This window comes from Oleiphilus sp. HI0125 (assembly GCF_001635355.1).
In genome coordinates, this window is the sequence record NZ_LWGF01000879.1 from 59,044 (window position 1) to 77,969 (window position 18,926).

Consider the following 18,926-nt stretch of genomic DNA (forward strand, 5'->3'; position numbering starts at 1 on the left):
ACGATTAAATGGTTCCTGTAATAGCTCTAGTAGGGCGACCAAACGTTGGGAAATCAACTCTCTTTAACCGGATGACAAAGTCGCGCGATGCGATTGTTGCTGACTATCCGGGGCTGACTCGTGACAGAAAATATGGCGAGGGTCACCATGGCGATAAGAAGTATATCGTTATTGATACGGGTGGTTTGACGGGAGACGAAGAAGGCATCGATATGGCGATGGCCGAACAGTCATATCTTGCGATTGAAGAAGCGGATTTGGTTCTGTTTGTTGTATCAGCAAGAGACGGCCTAACACCCGCCGATGAGGTTATTGCTAAGTCGATACGACAGTCAGGTAAGCCGTGCGAACTTGTCGTGAATAAAATTGATGGGTTGAGCCAAGACGCAGTGGAAGCTGATTTTTATAAGCTTGGTATAGGAACCCATCACTTAACTGCAGCCTCACAAAATCGTGGCATCACGTCTTTGACTAGTGAGATTATCGATAACTTTCCAGAAGCTGATGAGGTGGAAGACCAAGAGCGTCATGGTTGTAGTATCGGAATCATTGGTCGTCCTAACGTTGGTAAATCAACCTTGGTGAATCGCTTACTGGGGGAAGAACGTGTCGTTGTTTTCGATATGCCTGGTACAACGCGAGACAGCGTTTATATTCCTTACGAACGTAGAGAGAAGCCCTACACCCTAATCGATACTGCAGGTGTTCGTCGCCGTAAAAATGTAAAAGAGACGGTTGAGAAGTTTTCAATTGTAAAAACACTGCAGGCGATCGCTGACTCCAACGTAGTGGTATTAGTGATCGATGCTCGTGAGGGAGTTGTTGAGCAAGATCTTCACCTACTTGGCTTTGCAATGGATGCTGGACGCGCGATTGTTATTGCTGTCAATAAATGGGACGGCATGACTGGTGAAGAAAAAGACGCTGTAAAAAATGAGCTCTCTCGCCGATTAGTCTTTATGGATTATGCAAATACACACTTTATTTCTGCGAAGCACGGAAGTGGTGTGGGTGACATGTATAAGTCTATAGATCAGGCATACAAGTCAGCATTTGCTAAATGGCCAACAAAACGACTGACAGAACTGCTTCAAGATGCAGTAAGCGATCATCAGCCACCTGTTGTTCGTGGACGTAGAATCAAATTGCGTTTCGCGCACCAAGGCGGTTCAAACCCACCTGTTATTGTTGTTCATGGTTCTAAAACCGATGACTTGCCAGATAGCTACAAGCGATACTTGGAAAATACGTTCAGAAAAGTATTGAAAGTAAAAGGTACGCCGATTCGTTTTGATTTTAAATCGAGCGAGAATCCGTTTGCGAATCCTACTAATAAGTTATCGGCAAAAGACAAAGTCAAAGCGAATCGCAAGAATGAAGCGAAGGCGTTTGAAAGTCGCCGCTCTAAGAAAAATCGACGAGGTTCGAAGGGTAAACGATGACGAAAATAGCATTAGTTACAACCGGCGGTACGATAGATAAAGATTACTTTGATGCGCTTAGCGATTATAAAGTTGTTGAGTCAATCATCCCGGAATTGTTGGCCCGTATTGGGTCTGGCGTTGAAGTTGAACAGCATGAGATTTGTCGCAAAGATAGTTTAGAGTTAACGGACGTCGACCGCGCGGCGCTGAAGGCGTGCATAGAAAGTCTTGAATGTGACAAAGTGCTTGTGACACATGGTACAGACACGATGGTCGACAGTGCTCAGGCGCTTGGTGATATGCCTGGAAAAACGATTGTTTTTACGGGAGCTATGCGTCCAGCACGTTTTCTTGATAGCGATGGTCTCTTTAACGTTGGTGTGGCGTTAGGTGCGCTACAAAGCAAGGAAAGCGGTATTTTCATCGCAATGACGGGCCAAGTATTTACGCCTGATGTGGTGAAAAAGAATCGCGCAGCGCAACGTTTTGAAAGTACGAGTGAATAATAAAGCTGTTTGCCCGTCTTGCGGTAACGAAAACAAATGCGGTATGGCTGCGCTGGACGCGGAATCGAATCTTTTGCAAGTGAGATGTTGGTGCCTACCTGAAGGTGGTTTTGATTTGGATTCAGTGAACGCTGAGTCAGTGTCGGGTGCTCAGCACTTGTCTTGTTATTGCAACCAGTGCTTAAAAGATAAGAAAGTTGTTGAAGGCAATAGTGTAATCACCGAATAAGGTCGGTACACTGCGTCTACAATCAAGAAGGGAGGTTCAGGGAAATGAAAGTGCTTATTGGCGTTGCCATAGCAGGCGCAGTTGGCGCACTGTTACGTTTCGGTGTCACTCTTCTTGTCGGCCAGCGTTTTTTCCCTTGGGCGACTCTTTCCGTCAATGTGGTTGGGTCGTTTTTGATGGGAGTCGCTTATGTTGCGATTGTCGAAAAAGCTATTATTCACCCAGACTTGAAACCTGTCATTATGGCGGGAGGCCTTGGTGCTTTCACGACCTTTTCCGCGTTCTCTCTAGAGGTGTGGGCTTTCATTGAGAAAGGTGCGCTTTCGTATGCGCTACTTTATATTTTTAGTTCAGTGTTGTTGTCTATTACGGCACTGTGGTTGGGTATTGTAATTAGTCGTTACTGCCTCGCATAAAGAATTGAACAAAATTAAACGAAGTTGATTAGTCATGTTAGATCCAAAACTTATTCGTAGCGACGCTCAAGCAATTGCAGAGCGCCTTAAAATCAAAAAATATGAGCTTGATGTAGCCGGATTTGAAGCTTTAGAAGAAAGACGTAAAGCGATTCAAGTGGAAACTGAGACCTTGCAAAGCGAGCGTAATGCCCGTTCGAAGGGAATTGGTAAAGCCAAAGCGGCCGGCGAAGATATTGCACCACTAATTGCTGAAATGGATAAGATGGGCGCTGCTTTAGAAGAGAAAAAAGCCGAGCTTAAAGTTCTTCAAGATGAGTTAAATGCGTTGTTAGCTGGAATGCCAAACATTCCTGACGAAGAGGTTCCTACTGGTAACGACGAAAATGATAACGTCGAAGTCGCTGTTTGGGGCGAACCAACTACGTTTGATTTTGAAGTGAAGGATCATGTTGCGTTAGGCGAAGGCTTGGGCAAATTAGATTTCGAAACAGCAAGTAAGCTAACCGGATCGCGCTTTGTATTGATGCGTGGCGCCTTAGCTAAATTACATCGTGCTCTTGCTCAATTTATGCTTGATACGCATACCGAGACTAATGGCTATGAAGAGCTATACCTGCCGTACATCGTCAATGACGAGTCTTTGTACGGTACCGGTCAGTTGCCAAAATTTGCAGAAGATTTATTTAAGCTCCATGCAGATAGAGAGTTTTATCTGATTCCTACTGCAGAGGTTCCTGCGACAAATATTGTTCGTAATGAAATTGTTGAAGAAGCTGAGCTACCATTACAATTCGTGTGTCATACACCTTGTTTCAGAAGTGAAGCAGGTTCTTATGGGCGTGATGTGCGAGGTATGATCCGTCAGCATCAATTCGATAAAGTTGAACTCGTTCAGGTAGTAAAACCAGAAGATTCTGACGCCGCGCTTGAAACCTTAACGTCGCATGCCGAAGGTATTCTTCAGGCTTTGGAGCTTCCTTATAGAAAAGTGATGCTTTGTGGTGGTGATTTAGGTTTCTCAGCGGTAAAAACCTATGACTTGGAGGTTTGGTTACCAGGTCAGCAGGCTTATCGTGAAATCTCGTCATGTAGCAACACGCGTGACTTCCAAGCTCGTCGCATGCAAGCGCGTTACCGTGACCAAGCTAGCGGGAAGCCGGCATTGGTGCATACCCTGAATGGATCAGGTTTAGCGGTAGGTCGTACCATGATTGCGGTACTTGAAAACTATCAGCAAGAAGATGGTTCGATTAAAGTGCCAGAAGCACTTAAATCATACATGGGTAATATCGACGTTATTCGCTAAGAGACGCTCTTATGAACTGGCTTCCGTTGTATTTTAAGCCGCAAGGGCAGTCAGTTCTTGTCTTTGGTAGTGGTGACGTTGCGACTAGAAAAGTTCGATTTCTACAACGAACAGGATTTCCGATTACCGTAATTAGTATTGATGAGACTGCTAAGGATAGGTTTACTGAGTTTGAATCGGTGGATGTTATTCATAGTACAGGCCTTGATTCTCTTAGCTCTCAATTGTTTGAAAACGTTATTTTTGCAGTTGCGGCATCTGAAGATCATAGCGCTGACGTCTTTTTTGCTCAGCAGGCTCGCCAAGCTGGTATCCCAGTTCATGTGGCACATTCCATTGACGATAGTGATTTTTTGCTTCCTGCTGTAATTGATCGAGGCCCGATATCGGTCGCGGTATCGAGTGCAGGTCAGCATCCTACCTTAACTCGCCTTGTTCGTAATCGTATCGAATCCGTATTGCCGGCAAGGCTCGAAGCTTTGGCTGAGCTAGCATTACGCTATAAAGATAAGGTACGAGAAAAGCTCTCAACTATTAATGCCCGTCGTGCTTTTTGGGAGCGTCAGCTAGAAGGTCGTGTTGCAGATCTTGTATACAGTGGACGTGATGAAGACGCGGAGCGTTTGTTACTAGAGAGCTTAGATAGCATAACGAGTTCCACGCATGGCGTTGGAGAAGTTTATCTCGTTGGTGCAGGGCCTGGTGATCCTGATTTACTTAGCTTTAAAGCATTGCGGTTGATTAGACAGGCAGACGTCGTGTTATTTGATCGTCTTGTGTCGCCCCAAATACTCAACCTAGTTCGCCAAGACGCGGATATGATAGATGTCGGTAAGCGGCGTTCTCATCATACGATGCAACAGGAAAGTATCAACGAATTGCTAGCTAAACTCGCCAAACAAGGTAAACGTGTTCTTCGCTTAAAAGGCGGAGACCCCTTTATATTTGGGCGGGGTGGGGAAGAGATCGAAACGCTCTCAGAGCATGGCGTTCCATTTCAAGTTGTTCCGGGTATTACTGCAGCTGCAGGGTGTGCGAGCTATTCGGGAATTCCATTGACGCATCGAGATCATGCTCAATCTGTGCGTTTTGTGACTGGGCATTTGAAGAATAATAGCTCGGAGTTAGATTGGCCTAGCCTTGTCGCTGAACAGCAAACGCTCGTATTCTATATGGGCTTGGTCGCTTTACCTCAAATTGCAGAAGGTCTAGTGAATCAAGGCATGTCGCAGGATATGCCTGTGGCAGTTATTTCACGCGGAACCTTACCAGACCAGCGTGTATTGATTAGCTCTCTGTCTCGCGTAGCGGCGGACGTTACGGCTGCTGAGCTTAAGGCTCCAACGATTATTATTATTGGTACTGTCGTGAATCTTCACGAAAAGTTGGGATGGCAGTCTTAACTAAGTGTGTAATTGTGTGAATCGAAATGTAGCGAATTGTTTTTCATTGCTGCGCTTCACGCGCCCTAAGATAACCATGACCGACTGAAACTGACATTAAGCGTCATAATGAATCTAGTAGTAGCACTGTTAGGCACATTATGAACATCATTCCTAAATCTGCAATTCGTATCCTAGAGTTGCAAAACGTATCTCTCCCGAGCGTCGGCTTGAACGAGCCTCAAACCACAATTAATAAGGTCAGCAAATCAAAAGGATTGCTATCCCGTTTTTCGAAATCAAAACAAAAGTCTACAACTGCCCTTGATAAGAGAAGCCAGCAGCATAGTTTTGAGGTCGCGAGCTGGCTGAGGTTTGGCTTTTCGGAGGAGTCTCGCTTGGTTACGCTGTGTCTATCTTATTCCGATTCTAGTGGCGATTATGTAGCCCTGGTCGAAGAGCAAAGTGTAAACGATAAGGCAAGTACAATGATGTCTGCCGTCATTGATTTGCAAACCAAAGGTCCGATACAAAAACTGGCAGTAGCTTGTGCGGGGTTAAAAGTTGAAGATCGCTGTTATATAGAAGATTTAACGATAAAAAGAATAACTCAAGAACAAAAAATTAGTGCATAGAGAGGTTAAGCGCTGCTGAGATAATGAAAGCAGCGCTTGAGATGCTTAGCGTGTAGGAAGAACGTCCTTCAATTTCGCATGCATATCTAGAATAGCTTTCTCTGTGGTTTCCCAATCAATACAACCATCTGTCACAGATACGCCGTATTCCAGCTCTTCTAAGTTTTCAGGAATTGATTGATTCCCGAAATTAATATTACTTTCGATCATCAATCCAATGATTGACTTGTTACCGTCAATAATTTGATTCGTAGCGTCTTGCATTACCAGTGGTTGCAATGCTGGATCTTTGTTTGAGTTTGCATGGCTACAATCAATCATAATATTGCTTGCCAGATTTGCTTTCTCTAGAGCTTGTTCGCAGAGCGCAACGTTCACGGAATCGTAGTTTGGCTTACCGCCGCCGCCACGCAATACAACGTGTGCGTATGGGTTACCTTTTGTACGTACAATTGAACATTGGCCTTCATGGTTGATTCCCAGGAAGCTATGAGGGTGTGCGACTGATCCAAGTGCATTGATTGCTACACCAAGTCCACCATCTGTTCCGTTTTTAAAGCCAATAGCAACAGACAGACCAGAGCTCATTTCACGGTGTGTCTGCGATTCAGTTGTTCTTGCTCCGATTGCAGACCAAGAGATTGTGTCTTGAAGGTATTGCGGAGAAATCGGATCAAGCGCTTCTGTAGCAGTCGGTAGGCCGATTTCTGCGATGTCGATCAGAAGCTTACGACCAATATGAAGACCATCTTCGATTTCAAATGAATCGTTTAGATGTGGGTCATTGATCAATCCCTTCCAGCCAATCGTTGTGCGTGGCTTTTCAAAATAAACGCGCATGACTAGGTAAATAGTGTCGCTTACTTTGTCTGCCAATTCTTTTAGCCTTAGGGCGTAATCTTTGGCAGCATCAATGTCATGAATTGAACAAGGACCGACAACAAGGAAGATACGCTTGTCTTTGCGATCAAGGATATTATTGATCGTTTCGCGACCTTCAGTGACAACTTCTTTCGCTTTCTCGGTAAGAGGGATGTCTTGCTTTAGTTGTGCGGGAGTAATAAGGAGTTCTTGGCTCGCAACATTTATATTATCTAATTCAGCGCTCATTTATTTAACCTACTGATATCGTTTCGTTTCCGACAGGTTATTGTTTTAACAACAGAAAGTTTGTCTTTGTGGGCACGATGTTGACCTAAACGTTAATGCTTTGCAACGGCATAGCGAATGTTCCGTGAAACATTATGAAAAAACCTGTGATTATCGATAACCTTTTGAACATCGCTGTCTATACTTTTGTTATTCAAAACAAAAACAAGCTTCGGTAAAGGAATATATGATTAGGTATTACAGTGATGACGAGCGGCGCCGCGAAGCACGGATGTATCGCAGTGGCGAAATCTTTGTTGAACTCGTTACACCGACACCAGATGAAACTTCGAGCCCTGAAATTGTTCGCTGTGAAGTGCTGGACATCTCTGCAACGGGCGCTCAGTTGCTAGCCGACGATTCAATGAAAGTCGGAGCGATTCATACGCTTGTGATCGATCTTGATGAATATGACAAAAACTATCGACTAGCAGGAGAAGTCCGTTGGGTACGTACCCATAATGACGGCTTTCTTATAGGTTTTGAGTTTTTGGATTCTGAACAAACAGGTATTGATGATTGGAAGGGCTTGCTCGCTAATTTCTTAAATTAACGAGCGGTGTGCTTTTACCTATTGCTCGTCAGTCATTTCTGGTAAGCCATCACCAAATAAGGCTTCTTTATCACCTACAGAATTAACCGCATCTTGTAAGGTGAAGGAATTGCGGCCTAAGCCTTCGAGAGTCGGCAGAGGTTCGTCGTTTATGAAAGCAATTAAGTCATAGGCAGAGTCTTCTGCATGCTCTTCCATCGCCAAATGCCCGATTCCTTTATACTCAACCATCATTGCATTTGGAACTTCTTCCACCCATCTCTCGGCGTGCTCGAAGTCACCCCATTTGTCTTTATTTCCCCACATAATTAGAGCGCGATTTTCAATGTTACTCAGAGTCTCTTGAGTTCCGTACTCCATCAGCTCGCGCGCTAGGCTGGCGTGACGTACATTTGTCGCATGCGCTCCTGGGCCTTGCAAAAGATGGATGTAACGCTGGAGGGTGTCGGGGGTGATTTTTTCTGGATTGGCGTAAAAATCATCTACCATTGTGGTAACGATTGTTGATGGTTGAAAATACTCGGAAAGTAGGCCTGTATTATCTAAGTATCGGACCATGAAAGGGGGCTCTTGCTGCATGCCAAGAGGCGATACCAAAGTAAGAGTTTTTACTTTATTTGGGTTGTCTATAGCGTAACGTGCAGCTAAATATCCGCCGTAAGAAGCACCGACTAAATGAAAGTTTCGGAGCTTGAGATCTTCAATTAGGTAGGTGAGGGTATGACTCAGGTAATCACGACTTAAGTTTTCAGGACATAGATCTTCTGGTGAGCGAATGCAGCGTGGTGCCCCCGTTAAACCTGAGCCAGGTAAATCAATCGCGATAACACGAAATTCTTGGCGAAGTATTTCGACCCAGCGGTTCCATGTGTGAACAGAGGAAAGCTCGCCATGGATAAGGACAATGGTATCGCCTTCGCCTACATCACGAAAATGCACAGGTAAGCCAAAGTCATTATCGCGATAGTCTGAGTCAGGATAGGTATAGCGGGAAGTGATGTACCAATCAGGTAATTCCGAAAAACCTAGAAAACTAGTCAGAGAAGTCGAGGATTTAGACGCACCCTTCATATTCGTACACGCGCCAAGCAATACAATGCTCAAAGTGACTAGCGCAACTTTTAAAATGCGAAACATACGCAGTTGTTTCTCTCTAACTTCCCAGTAAAACCGTAAGCATACGCAAACTAGCAGACTATTCAGTGAACTAGTGCTGTTTACGTTAGCTAACTTAGTTAGGCATCGTCCAAAGGATGCATAGCGGTGGTATTAAATCCGCCATCAACGAACAAAATCTCTCCACTAATTCCACTCGCTAAGTCGCTACACATAAATGCAGCCGCATTACCCACTTCTTCGATAGTAACATTGCGCTTCAATGGGGCTTGCTTAGCGGTTTCATTCAACATTTTTCTGAAGTTTTTAACTCCTGAAGCAGCTAATGTTCGAATCGGACCAGCGGAGATAGCATTCACGCGAATACCATCTGCGCCCAAGCTATTCGCCATGTATCGAACATTGGCTTCAAGGCTCGCTTTAGCAAGGCCCATAACGTTGTAATTCGGAACGACCTGTTGTGCGCCAAGATAAGTTAATGTAAGCAATGAACCGCCTTTTTCTTTCATCAAAGGACGTGCGTACTTAGCGAGCGCAACGAAACTATAGGCGCTGATATCATGGGCGATAGCGAATCCTTCACGAGTGGTCGCATCAACATAATCGCCTTCTAGTTCATGAGCAGGCGCATAACCAACTGAATGCACCACAATGTCGATAGAACCCCACTGCTTTGAAATCTCTTCAAAAACGGCTTCAATTTGCGCATCGTCAGATACATCTAAGGGAAGAATTAATTGGCTGTTCCATTTTTTCCCAAAATCAACAACCCTTTTTTTCAGCTTCTCTGTTTGGTAAGTCAGTGCAATTTCAGCGCCTTCGCGATGCATAGCGTCTGCGATGCCGGTAGCAATGGAAAGCTTACTTGCTACACCGATAATAAGTACTTTTTTACCAGCTAAAAAGCCCATAGTGATCCCTTAGAAATAATCTGTTTAAGCGGTCGCCGGATTGTGTCCGTAAAAGAATGCGGCATCAAGCAATTCTTTTGTGTATTCATGCTGTGGAGATGAAAAGAGCTGTTCACAATCGTTTTGTTCGATAACTTGGCCGTGTTGCATGACCATAACGCGATGACTTAATGCGCGGACAACAGCCAAGTCGTGACTAATAAAGATATAAGCGATCTGATACTTTTTCTGGATATTCTTAAGTAGCTCGATTACTTGAACTTGGATACTTCTATCTAGCGCCGATGTCGGTTCATCCAAAATAATGATTTCAGGCTTGAGGATCAAAGCTCGTGCAATAGCGATACGCTGGCGCTGTCCGCCCGAAAATTCATGTGGATAGCGATGTCGCACTTCTGGGTCGAGCTCAACTTCAGTTAGCGCGTCGATGATCATTTGCTCTCGCTCAGATTCCGAGCCAATGCCGTGAATATCAAGGCCCTCAGCAATGATCTGGCCAATCGACATTCGGGGGCTTAGGCTTCCAAATGGGTCTTGAAAAACGATTTGAATTTCACGACGAAAAGGACGGAACTGGCTTTGGTTTAACTGGTCAATTCGTTTTCCATTGAAGGTGATTGAACCCGTGCAATCGAGCAACTTTAGTATCGCCATTCCAGTCGTAGTTTTGCCGCTGCCACTTTCGCCAACAATACCTAGTGTTTCACCTTTTCTTAATGACAGGTCCATTTGCTTTACAGCCTGAAAGCTGCGTGTCGGTTTGCCGAAAAGATTACGTCTAAGAATAAAATCAACACTTAACTGTTCTGTTTGAAGAATCGTATCGGCATTCTCTTCAACAGGGTATGGAGAGCCGCTTGGTTCTGAGTTAATTAGCGTTTGCGTGTATTCGTCTGTTGGAGAATTGAATATTGCTTTGGCATTGCCTTGTTCTACAACGTGCCCATGTCGCATAACGCATACGTGATCTGCATATTGTCTGACGACATTGAGATCATGCGAAATGAGAATGATGGCCATATCTAGTTTTGTCTGTAGATCAGCGATTAGCTCTAAAACCTGCTTTTGAACCGTTACATCTAGCGCTGTTGTTGGTTCATCGGCGATGAGTACCTCTGGTTCATTAGCAAGAGCGATAGCAATCATTACGCGCTGCTTTTGCCCTCCAGAAAGCTCATGAGGGTAGGCGCTTAGTCTTCGTTCCGGTTCTGGTATTCCAACCAAACGTAAGAGCTCAAGGCAGCGCTCTTTGCACTGGTGAGCGCGAAGTCCTTGATGTATCTCAAGCACCTCACTAATTTGTTTCTCAACTGTATGTAAAGGATTAAGAGAGGTCATTGGCTCTTGGAAAATCATTCCAATTTTGTTGCCTCGCACACCTCTTAGATGACGTTCGTCAGCTCGGAGTAGGTCGTGACCTTCGAAGGTGATTTTACCTGATGTGTAACGGACAGTTTGTTTTGGAAGGAGCTGCATGATCGCATTCGTGCTGACAGATTTGCCAGATCCACTTTCACCTACAAGAGCGAGTGTCTTTCCTTTGAATACATCGAAACTAACGTTGTGAACTACGGCTTGCTGAACATTGTTATGTTCAAAAGCGATGCTCAGATCTTGGACGGAAATAATTGGTGTAGTCATGATAAGTTCCGTTTAAATCTTTCTCGGATCAAAGGCATCGCGCATTGCTTCGCCGATAAATACGAGTAATGAGAGCATAAGAGCAAGTACGATGAACGCTGTCATTCCAAGCCAAGGTGCATGAAGGTTTGTTTTACCTTGCGAGATCAGCTCGCCAAGTGAAGGAGATCCGGGAGGTAGGCCAAACCCTAAGAAATCGAGCGAAGTAAGAGTTGTGATAGACCCCGTCAATATGAACGGCATAAAGGTTAAAGTTGCAACCATCGCATTCGGTAGTATGTGGCGAAACATAATGCCTGCATTGTTCAGGCCTAAGGCTCTAGCCGCTCTAACATATTCAAGATTACGTGCGCGCAGGAATTCAGCGCGAACAACATCGACTAAGCCCATCCAGCTGAATAACAGCATGATTCCAAGTAACCACCAGAAGCTCGGTTCAATCATGCTTGATAGAATGATTAGCAGAAATAGTACTGGTAGCCCTGACCAAATCTCTATGAATCGCTGGCCAATTAGATCGACTTTTCCGCCGTAGTATCCTTGTAATGCGCCAACAGCTACTCCAATCATGGATGAGAAAATTGTCAACGCTAAGCCGAATAAGACAGAGATCCTAAAGCCATAAATTACTCGCGCAAATACGTCTCGCGCCTGATCGTCTGTGCCCAGCAAATTATCAGACGTGGGGGAGGAGGGCGCTGGTTCACTCAAGTTATAGTTGTGCGTGTCGTAGCTATAGCGAATAAGTGGCCATAGCATCCAGCCTTTCTCTTCGATTAGCTCGACGACGTATTCATCACGATAATCGGCTTCTGTTTCAAATTCCCCTCCAAATTCGGTCTCTGCATAGACTTGGCTAATCGGAGAATAGAAGCTCCCATCAAAATATATGAGCAGAGGTTTGTCGTTAGCGACAAGCTCAGCAAACAATGAGAAAAAAAATAGCGCCAGAAAAACCCATAGAGAGTAATACCCGCGTCGGTTTGCTTTGAAATTTTCTAAGCGACGACGATTAAGAGGCGACCAATTGTCGGTATTGAGTAACTGCATTATGACTCTCTACTTTCAAAGTCTATTCGCGGATCGATGAGCACATAGGTCAAGTCACTAATCAGCTTCAGCAGCAATCCGACAATGGTGAATATATAGAGGGTTCCAAACATGACTGGATAATCTCGATTTAGAGCTGCTTCGAAACCTAATAGCCCGAGACCATCTAGAGAGAATATGACTTCGATAAGCATGGAGCCGGTAAAAAATATACCAATTAGTGCGCTCGGCATTCCCGCAATAACAATAAGCATCGCGTTTCGAAAGACATGGCCGTAAAGCACTCGATTCTCAGTGAGTCCTTTCGCGCGCGCGGTTGCGACATATTGCTTATTGATTTCGTCTAAGAAGGAGTTTTTGGTGAGCATCGTGAGTGTTGCGAAACCGCCCACTACGATTGCCGTCACGGGCAAAACTAGGTGCCATGCATAGTCGAGAATTTGCTCAAACCACGAGAGTTGGTCGTAGTTGCTTGAGGTAAGTCCGCGAAGGGGAAATAGATCCCAGTAACTTCCGCCGGCAAATAAAACGATAAGTAACACGCCGAATAAAAAACCTGGAATCGCATAACCAACGATAATGACGCTGCTCGTCCAGACGTCAAACCGACTGCCGTCATTGACAGCCTTTTTGATACCCATTGGTATCGATAGCATATAAATGATTAGCGTAGACCAAAGCCCAAGTGATATAGATACGGGCATTTTTTCGAGAACAAGATCGGTGACGCTTTTATCTCGAAAAAAACTATCTCCGAAATCAAAGCTGAGATAGCTTTTTATCATGATCCAAAAGCGTTCATGCGCAGGTTTATCGAAGCCATAAAGCTTCTCGATTCGCTCAACGAGTTCTGGGTCGAGGCCTTGAGCACCTTTGTATTTGGAACTAGAGCTTTCACTAGTTGAGCCGCTCATGGCAGTATCAGAGCCGCCCCCTAAACGGGCTTGGACATCTGATTCCATTCCTTGGGTTTGAGCGAGCATGCGTTCTACAGGGCCGCCGGGAGCTGCTTGGACAATCACAAAGTTGAGAAGCATGATCCCAAACAGGGTAGGGATCATAAGAAGCAAACGCTTAAATATGTAGGCGGGCATTTCTGTTACTTCACCCACCAAGCGTCTAAGTAAATGCCCGATTTTGGTGTAACTTCGGGATGAGCAAGCTTCTTGCTATACGCGATGCGATCAACTGGGTTGTACCAATTTGGAATCGCGTAATGGCCCCAGAGTAATACTCGATCTAAAGCTCTCGTGCGAGTGATAAGAGATTGTCTATCTGGAGCGCTAATAACCATTTCAATTAGTTCGTCGACAACTGGGTCGTTGATACCTGCATAATTACGTGATCCCGGCACAGCAACTTTACTGGAGCTCCAATACTCACGTTGTTCATTGCCTGGCGAATTAGATTGGCCAATGCCACTGACAACGACATCGAAATCAAAATCGCGCAAACGATTAATATACTGAGTTGTATCAACAACTGTAATTCTTGCATCAATGCCTAGTCTTTCTAAATTCTTAATGAAAGGCTGAACGACTCGTTCAAAGTCTTTTTGGAACATTAAGAATTCGAGTTTAAATGGGTTTCCATTTTGATCAACGCGCTTGCCGTTCTTAACGTCGTAGCCAGCTTCCTTTAACAAGCTCATCGCTGAGCGCAGATTTTTGCGAATAGAGTTTGGTTTTGCTGTGCTTGGTACAGAATAGGGCGTGGTAAATACTTCTGCTGGAAGCTGTGTCTTAAATTTTTCTAAGATGGCAAGTTCTTCGCCTTCTGGGACGCCGGAAGACGCCAATTCAGAGTTTTCGAAATAGCTCAAAGATCTTTTATAAGTACTGTGGAATAAGTTGCTGTTAGTCCATTCGAAATCAAAGGCATAAGTGAGCGCGCGTCTTACTTTAGGATCGCTCAAGTATGCTTTGCGGGTATTGAGAACGAATGCCTGCATACCCGATGGGCGTTCGTGTTTGACTTCTTCTTTGATTAGCTCGCCTGAATCGAACAGCTTACCTTTATACTGTGTGGCCCAGTTTCTAGCTGTGGTCTCGGTTCTAAAATCGTATTCACCCGCTTTGAATGCTTCGAGAGCAACAGTGTTGTCGCTGTAGTATTCGTAAACGATTTCATCGAAATTATATTTACCTTTCGCTGTTGGTAAATTTTTTGCCCAGTAATCGGGGTTTCTCTTGTAGGTGATCGAACGACCTGCTTCAAAGCGGTCAATAACATAAGGGCCGTTACCAACAGGGATATCTAAGCCCGCAGAACCAAACCCGACTTTTTCCCAATATGCTTTTGATAGCACTGGCATCTGACCAAGAATTAGAGGGAGTTCTTTGTTTTTGTCGTCTTTAAACTTAAATGTGATAGTTCTACTGTCTTCAATAACCACATCAACCACATCTCCGTAGTAAGCCGCGTAAAATGGACGTGCGCGCTCATGCGTGGTGAGCATGTTAAATGTATATTTCACGTCTTCTGCGGTAATTGCAGAGCCATCACTGAAGGCTGCGTCTTCGTTGATAACAAAGCGTACCCAGCTGCGATCAGCAGGCATGATAATTTGTTCGGCTATTAATCCATATTCAGAGAACGCTTCGTCTTCGGAGTGATTAGTGAGTGTTTGATAGAGATAAGAAACCCCGGCGCCACTGACACCTTTTACGACGAATGGATTGAAACTATCGAAGCTGTTAGAGCGCACGCTTAAGCGCAGCGTTCCGTCCTTCGGAGCGTCAGGATTAACGTAATCATAGTGCTTAAAGTCGGCACCGTATTTTAGGTCTCCGTGCATCGCAAGGCCATGCGACGGCGCAGGGTCTTGATTCGCGTTAGCAATGCTGGTGTTTAAGGAAAGAGAGAAAACTAAAGCAATAGATAAGTGCCAAGTTCGCATAATATAGGGCCGCGCTTGTTAGTGTTATTAATAGAATCCTAAAGCGATTTGACTCAAGCGTCTAGCGAGTAAAGGCTGTTTTATGGTTGGTTTGAGTCAGAGGTCACGCGAGAGCTCGCGGGTTGCTTAAAAGCTATACAGTTTTATGCTTTTGCGATTCTGTTAGTGCCGGAGTACGTGCTTTCGCCGCCTTTCTCACCGTAAAGCTTTGGTTTTTGATGTTTGCCTCGAACCATATCCATAATTTTTTGATTTCGCGATCGTGAGCGCTCAATGACTAAACCGTTTACTTGGTTTAATTCCTTGCACTGTTCGAGTTGATTAAGTGATTGCGACCAAAGAGTTGACAGCTCCGCGTCACCAAGCGCGTCTATCCCCATCTTTACTTTTCCAGCTTCGATAGGTGCTCCAGAGGCAGTGATGAGCTTAACTTTGGCGCGAGCTCGATCTTCAATGTTCTTAACTAGTGTGCCTTTGGTTTTTGCGATGACTTCAATTTCGGTGCTGTTACGATCTTTCAGAGCTTGGGCTTCGTTTAAAAGTGTCGTATGCAATTGATCAAGATCAGAAAGATCTTTATCGATAAGTTGCTTCAGCTGTTTACAGAGGGCGGGTTTGCGTTGTTCGAATGAAGAAGGGGTGTTAGCCATTAGTGCTTGCCTCGAAAAGAATAAATCTATTCGAGATCAAGCATTTTTTGAGCCATGTTTTCAGGGTTTGATTTGTATGTTCCGTCTTCAATCGACGCGCGTAGTTCTGCAACGCGCGCAGCATCAACATCTGGCTCAGATTTGAGAGAGTTCTCTGCTCGGCTAAGAATCTGAGCAGTGTTGCTTAAGCTAACTTGAGCGGAACTGGCCTGAGGAGCAGGGCTTGAACTAGCAGTCTCTTTGGTTTGCGCAGGCGCGTTTGTTTCATTGCGTTTTGCGCGCAAATTCTCAAGATTGCCAGAATTTAAACCGTTAATGTCGATGTTCATATTTCATACTCTAACTGCTTTACGCATAGTTTATCGGAAGCTAGTAAAAAAACTTTAATGAATTTTCGTATAAATCTCGTATTTTTTTAGAGAACAACTAAAACTTTACCTCTTTCAAGGACTTGGGCTCGGATAATTCTCTCAGAAGATAAGTTTCTAACACTAATTTGCTCTCCGAGAGACCCTGCACTCAAGGCTTCGCCTTTCATCTGAATGCGGATGGCGCTGTTTGATGCGCTTATTAGAACTTCATCTCCGCGCTGCACGAGCATAGGTGCTTTTAACTGGGTTGGGCTGATGACTTCGCCTTGACGAATGCTACGTTTAGTAATCATTCCCACGAGATGATCTGGATGTCCGTAGCTACCACGCCTATTGAGATTTACCTGCTGTTCCATCGTACCTAGATGGCTTTCTCTAATGGCGGTGTTCTTAGGAATGCTTTGCAGCGCTGTAATCACTTTCTTGTATAGCGCGGCTTTGGCAGAAATATGAATTTGCCAAGTTGGACTTGCACATGACATGGCGATTGTATTGTTCGCTGTTTTGAAAATATCTCTACGTAATTCTTTCTTAATTTCACTTTCACATACTGGCACACTAAATTTCGGTGAAACTTTGCCGATCTTATATTCAGTGCGGAAGCCTTTTGCCTCGTACGTACTGAGTTCCATAGTGAGATATGAGTATGCTTCAGTAATAAGATTTTCTGCATTTAAGGTCTGCGCAAATGAACTATTCGCAGCGATAGAGGCTAAAAGCAGGGTAACTATTGTGTATAGATGGCGTTTCGACATGCGCTTTAATGACAAATAATCGTTATTTGCGATATTTACTGCAATCTATAGGCCTACTTTTTAATGATGGTCTATTATTGATTTGATAAGACTTTACTAATTTCTCAATTATCGAGGTGTTACCTTGGCTGGTGTGTTAGATAGCGTAAACCAACGAACGCAGTTGGTTGGCCAAAATAGGCTTGAGCTTCTGTTATTTAGGTTGGCTGGGCGTCAGGTATATGGCATCAACGTCTTTAAGGTAAAAGAGGTTCTTCAATGTCCTCGTCTTACGAGTCTGCCTAAAAGTAATCCTGTTGTTAAAGGTGTTGCTCATATCCGGGGCGGCACTATTCCAATTTTAGATATGGGTATGGCGACTGGTCAGCGTTCTGTCGCTACAGACGATCTTACTGAACAATTTATTATCATCACGGAATACAACCGAAATACACAAGGCTTTTTGGTCGCAGGCGTCGAACGTATCGTGAACCTAAATTGGGAAGAGATTCATCCGCCACCGAAGGGTTCTGGAAAAGAAAACTACCTTACCGCCGTTACTGAAATAGACGACAAATTAGTTGAGATTTTGGATGTCGAAAAAATCCTCTCTGAAGTCTCTCCGATGGATGAAAGTGTCAAAGAGAGTACGCTTGACGGTCGCGACAAAGAAGAATTTCAAAAGCATCGAATTTTGGTTGTCGATGATTCTGTGGTTGCGCGAAAGCAAATTCAGAATTGTTTGCAGACCATTGGTGCTGACGTAGTGCTCAAAAACGATGGGCGCCAAGCCTATCAACACTTAAGAGAAATCACCGAAGATGGCTCTCGCGCGAGTGATCACTACAGTATGATGATCTCTGATGTGGAAATGCCAGAAATGGACGGTTATACCTTGACGGCTAAGTGTAAATCGGAAAGTTCGTTATCTGATTTATATATTATGTTGCACACTTCTCTGAGTGGCGTATTTAATCAAGCGATGGTCAAAAAAGTTGGGGCAGACGACTTTATGGCGAAATTTAGTCCCGACGAATTGGCTGAGCGTGTAATGCAGGCAATTGATTCGCATATTCAGCAATAAAAATTCAGGGAAGTTTTTGTGATTAATAGTCAGTCTTATGATGCCTTTTGTGAGTTTTTAGATTCCGCTTGCGGAATTGTGCTTGGAGCAAACAAAGAGTATTTGGTGAACAGCCGACTACGCGCATTGTTTGAGGAGAATGGTCTTGAGTCATTAGACCAACTTCTAGAAAAACTAAAATTTGGCAATCACATGCTTCGTCAAAAGGTTGTTGATGCGATGACAACAAATGAGACTTTATGGTTTCGTGATGATCATCCATTTAAGTATTTTAAAGACGAGCTTTTAGAGCAGTTGTATTCAGTGGCCGGCGCTAGAAAACCAAGGATTTGGTCAGCAGCCTGCTCTAGTGGTCAGGAGCCTTATTCGCTTTCTATTTGTGCTAATGAGTTTGCCAAAGCTAAGCCTCTTCTTGGTTCGAGGGGCTTAGATATCGTCGCAACAGATATTTCATCTTCAATCTTAGATGTTGCAAGAAAAGGTGAATACGATCAGTTAGCTTTGAATAGAGGTATGTCAAAGGAGCGTCTTGAAAAGTATTTTGATCAAGGTGCTCATAACACTTGGACCGTTAAACCTAATATCAAGCAGAGCATTCAGTTCAAGTCGCTTAATTTACAAGATAGTTATATCGCCTTGGGCGGAAAGCTCGATATGATTTTTTGTCGTAACGTGCTTATTTATTTTTCCCCTGAAAATAAAAGGCAGATTCTCGAAAAAATGCATGCTCAGCTTCGCCCGAAAGGTTATTTAATGTTGGGAGCGTCTGAGTCGATTGGTCCTGCCGGAGAGCTGTTTAACATGATTCAGTATCGCGGCGGCATTGTTTATCAAGCAAAGTGAACTCCTTCTTGCTTTTGGTTTATC

General features: G+C 44.2%; 20 protein-coding genes. 10 read left to right on the forward strand and 10 right to left on the reverse strand.

Translation table 11 applies throughout. The features are described from left to right. Window positions 1–8 precede the first annotated feature (8 nt). The 7 genes from der (at window position 9) to A3762_RS14905 (ending at window position 5,901) form a co-directional block, all read left to right on the forward strand. Window positions 9–1,442: a ribosome biogenesis GTPase Der gene (gene der / locus A3762_RS14875; RefSeq protein ID WP_068756332.1), complete on the forward strand. Its 1,434-nt coding sequence runs from the start codon at window positions 9–11 to the stop codon at window positions 1,440–1,442. Then, window positions 1,439–1,930, forward strand: a complete 492-nt coding sequence (locus tag A3762_RS14880; protein ID WP_068756335.1) for an asparaginase domain-containing protein — start codon at window positions 1,439–1,441, stop codon at window positions 1,928–1,930. Before der ends, A3762_RS14880 begins: the two co-directional genes overlap by 4 nt. Further along, entirely contained in the window at window positions 1,923–2,159 is a 237-nt protein-coding gene (locus A3762_RS14885) for a cysteine-rich CWC family protein (RefSeq protein ID WP_255375051.1), read from the forward strand. Before A3762_RS14880 ends, A3762_RS14885 begins: the two co-directional genes overlap by 8 nt. A gap of 44 nt (window positions 2,160–2,203) precedes the next feature. Continuing rightward, the gene (gene crcB, locus A3762_RS14890) at window positions 2,204–2,575 is read left to right on the forward strand and encodes a fluoride efflux transporter CrcB (RefSeq protein ID WP_068476712.1); all 372 of its coding nucleotides are present in this window, start codon (window positions 2,204–2,206) and stop codon (window positions 2,573–2,575) included. A 34-nt stretch (window positions 2,576–2,609) separates the two neighbouring features. Then, window positions 2,610–3,884 (forward strand): serine--tRNA ligase, encoded by a 1,275-nt coding sequence (gene serS, locus A3762_RS14895; RefSeq protein ID WP_068756339.1) that lies wholly within the window; start codon window positions 2,610–2,612, stop codon window positions 3,882–3,884. Window positions 3,885–3,895: 11 nt separating this feature from the next. Beyond that, window positions 3,896–5,287 carry a siroheme synthase CysG gene (cysG, locus tag A3762_RS14900; protein WP_068756341.1) on the forward strand — a complete coding sequence of 464 codons (1,392 nt, stop codon included), beginning with the start codon at window positions 3,896–3,898 and terminating at the stop codon, window positions 5,285–5,287. 140 nt (window positions 5,288–5,427) lie between these two features. Further along, entirely contained in the window at window positions 5,428–5,901 is a 474-nt protein-coding gene (locus A3762_RS14905) for a hypothetical protein (RefSeq protein ID WP_068476718.1), read from the forward strand. A 45-nt stretch (window positions 5,902–5,946) separates the two neighbouring features. On the opposite strand, the gene A3762_RS14910 is transcribed toward A3762_RS14905, so the two are convergent. Beyond that, window positions 5,947–7,011: a 3-deoxy-7-phosphoheptulonate synthase gene (locus tag A3762_RS14910; RefSeq protein WP_068476719.1), complete on the reverse strand. Its 1,065-nt coding sequence runs from the start codon at window positions 7,009–7,011 to the stop codon at window positions 5,947–5,949. 226 nt (window positions 7,012–7,237) lie between these two features. On the opposite strand from A3762_RS14910, the gene A3762_RS14915 reads away from it, so the two are divergent. Then, window positions 7,238–7,603, forward strand: coding sequence for a PilZ domain-containing protein (locus A3762_RS14915; RefSeq protein WP_082869162.1), 366 nt, complete (start codon window positions 7,238–7,240; stop codon window positions 7,601–7,603). Between the two features lie 18 nt (window positions 7,604–7,621). Here the strand turns inward: A3762_RS14915 and A3762_RS14920 are convergent, their stop codons facing one another. From A3762_RS14920 to flgA, 9 genes are all read right to left on the reverse strand, one after another. Further along, on the reverse strand, window positions 7,622–8,740 hold the full coding sequence (locus A3762_RS14920) for an alpha/beta fold hydrolase (protein WP_068756345.1): 1,119 nt from the start codon (window positions 8,738–8,740) through the stop codon (window positions 7,622–7,624). A gap of 98 nt (window positions 8,741–8,838) precedes the next feature. Beyond that, window positions 8,839–9,630, reverse strand: a complete 792-nt coding sequence (locus tag A3762_RS14925; RefSeq protein WP_068756347.1) for an enoyl-ACP reductase — start codon at window positions 9,628–9,630, stop codon at window positions 8,839–8,841. A gap of 24 nt (window positions 9,631–9,654) precedes the next feature. After that, window positions 9,655–11,271 carry an ABC transporter ATP-binding protein gene (locus A3762_RS14930; RefSeq protein ID WP_068756350.1) on the reverse strand — a complete coding sequence of 539 codons (1,617 nt, stop codon included), beginning with the start codon at window positions 11,269–11,271 and terminating at the stop codon, window positions 9,655–9,657. A gap of 12 nt (window positions 11,272–11,283) precedes the next feature. Further along, window positions 11,284–12,321, reverse strand: coding sequence for an ABC transporter permease (locus A3762_RS14935; protein ID WP_068756353.1), 1,038 nt, complete (start codon window positions 12,319–12,321; stop codon window positions 11,284–11,286). Then, window positions 12,321–13,415 carry a microcin C ABC transporter permease YejB gene (locus A3762_RS14940; RefSeq protein WP_068756401.1) on the reverse strand — a complete coding sequence of 365 codons (1,095 nt, stop codon included), beginning with the start codon at window positions 13,413–13,415 and terminating at the stop codon, window positions 12,321–12,323. Before A3762_RS14940 ends, A3762_RS14935 begins: the two co-directional genes overlap by 1 nt. Before the next feature lie 5 nt (window positions 13,416–13,420). Next, the gene (locus A3762_RS14945; protein ID WP_068756355.1) at window positions 13,421–15,220 is read right to left on the reverse strand and encodes an extracellular solute-binding protein; all 1,800 of its coding nucleotides are present in this window, start codon (window positions 15,218–15,220) and stop codon (window positions 13,421–13,423) included. A gap of 143 nt (window positions 15,221–15,363) precedes the next feature. Beyond that, a complete protein-coding gene (locus A3762_RS14950; RefSeq protein WP_068753632.1) occupies window positions 15,364–15,870 on the reverse strand; it encodes a flagella synthesis protein FlgN in 507 nt (168 codons plus the stop codon). A gap of 26 nt (window positions 15,871–15,896) precedes the next feature. Further along, window positions 15,897–16,199: a flagellar biosynthesis anti-sigma factor FlgM gene (flgM, locus tag A3762_RS14955; RefSeq protein WP_068476735.1), complete on the reverse strand. Its 303-nt coding sequence runs from the start codon at window positions 16,197–16,199 to the stop codon at window positions 15,897–15,899. Between the two features lie 86 nt (window positions 16,200–16,285). Then, a complete protein-coding gene (gene flgA / locus A3762_RS14960) occupies window positions 16,286–16,996 on the reverse strand; it encodes a flagellar basal body P-ring formation chaperone FlgA (protein ID WP_068476737.1) in 711 nt (236 codons plus the stop codon). A 124-nt stretch (window positions 16,997–17,120) separates the two neighbouring features. Here flgA and A3762_RS14965 point away from each other — a divergent pair, with 124 nt between their 5' ends. Continuing rightward, window positions 17,121–18,059, forward strand: coding sequence for a chemotaxis protein CheV (locus A3762_RS14965; RefSeq protein WP_068756357.1), 939 nt, complete (start codon window positions 17,121–17,123; stop codon window positions 18,057–18,059). A gap of 18 nt (window positions 18,060–18,077) precedes the next feature. Beyond that, window positions 18,078–18,902: a protein-glutamate O-methyltransferase CheR gene (locus A3762_RS14970; protein WP_068756359.1), complete on the forward strand. Its 825-nt coding sequence runs from the start codon at window positions 18,078–18,080 to the stop codon at window positions 18,900–18,902. Window positions 18,903–18,926: the final 24 nt, after the last annotated feature.

Excerpts from the sequence above, each read along its gene's own strand:
- der (WP_068756332.1), top strand. The coding sequence starts at position 9 with ATGGTTCCTGTAATAGCTCTAGTAGGGCGACCAAACGTTGGGAAATCA.
- A3762_RS14880 (WP_068756335.1), top strand. The coding sequence starts at position 1,439 with ATGACGAAAATAGCATTAGTTACAACCGGCGGTACGATAGATAAAGAT.
- crcB (WP_068476712.1), top strand. The coding sequence starts at position 2,204 with ATGAAAGTGCTTATTGGCGTTGCCATAGCAGGCGCAGTTGGCGCACTG.
- serS (WP_068756339.1), top strand. The coding sequence starts at position 2,610 with ATGTTAGATCCAAAACTTATTCGTAGCGACGCTCAAGCAATTGCAGAG.
- cysG (WP_068756341.1), top strand. The coding sequence starts at position 3,896 with ATGAACTGGCTTCCGTTGTATTTTAAGCCGCAAGGGCAGTCAGTTCTT.
- A3762_RS14905 (WP_068476718.1), top strand. The coding sequence starts at position 5,428 with ATGAACATCATTCCTAAATCTGCAATTCGTATCCTAGAGTTGCAAAAC.
- A3762_RS14910 (WP_068476719.1), bottom strand. The coding sequence starts at position 7,011 with ATGAGCGCTGAATTAGATAATATAAATGTTGCGAGCCAAGAACTCCTT.
- A3762_RS14915 (WP_082869162.1), top strand. The coding sequence starts at position 7,238 with ATGATTAGGTATTACAGTGATGACGAGCGGCGCCGCGAAGCACGGATG.
- A3762_RS14920 (WP_068756345.1), bottom strand. The coding sequence starts at position 8,740 with ATGTTTCGCATTTTAAAAGTTGCGCTAGTCACTTTGAGCATTGTATTG.
- A3762_RS14925 (WP_068756347.1), bottom strand. The coding sequence starts at position 9,630 with ATGGGCTTTTTAGCTGGTAAAAAAGTACTTATTATCGGTGTAGCAAGT.
- A3762_RS14930 (WP_068756350.1), bottom strand. The coding sequence starts at position 11,271 with ATGACTACACCAATTATTTCCGTCCAAGATCTGAGCATCGCTTTTGAA.
- A3762_RS14935 (WP_068756353.1), bottom strand. The coding sequence starts at position 12,321 with ATGCAGTTACTCAATACCGACAATTGGTCGCCTCTTAATCGTCGTCGC.
- A3762_RS14940 (WP_068756401.1), bottom strand. The coding sequence starts at position 13,415 with ATGCCCGCCTACATATTTAAGCGTTTGCTTCTTATGATCCCTACCCTG.
- A3762_RS14945 (WP_068756355.1), bottom strand. The coding sequence starts at position 15,220 with ATGCGAACTTGGCACTTATCTATTGCTTTAGTTTTCTCTCTTTCCTTA.
- A3762_RS14950 (WP_068753632.1), bottom strand. The coding sequence starts at position 15,870 with ATGGCTAACACCCCTTCTTCATTCGAACAACGCAAACCCGCCCTCTGT.
- flgM (WP_068476735.1), bottom strand. The coding sequence starts at position 16,199 with ATGAACATCGACATTAACGGTTTAAATTCTGGCAATCTTGAGAATTTG.
- flgA (WP_068476737.1), bottom strand. The coding sequence starts at position 16,996 with ATGTCGAAACGCCATCTATACACAATAGTTACCCTGCTTTTAGCCTCT.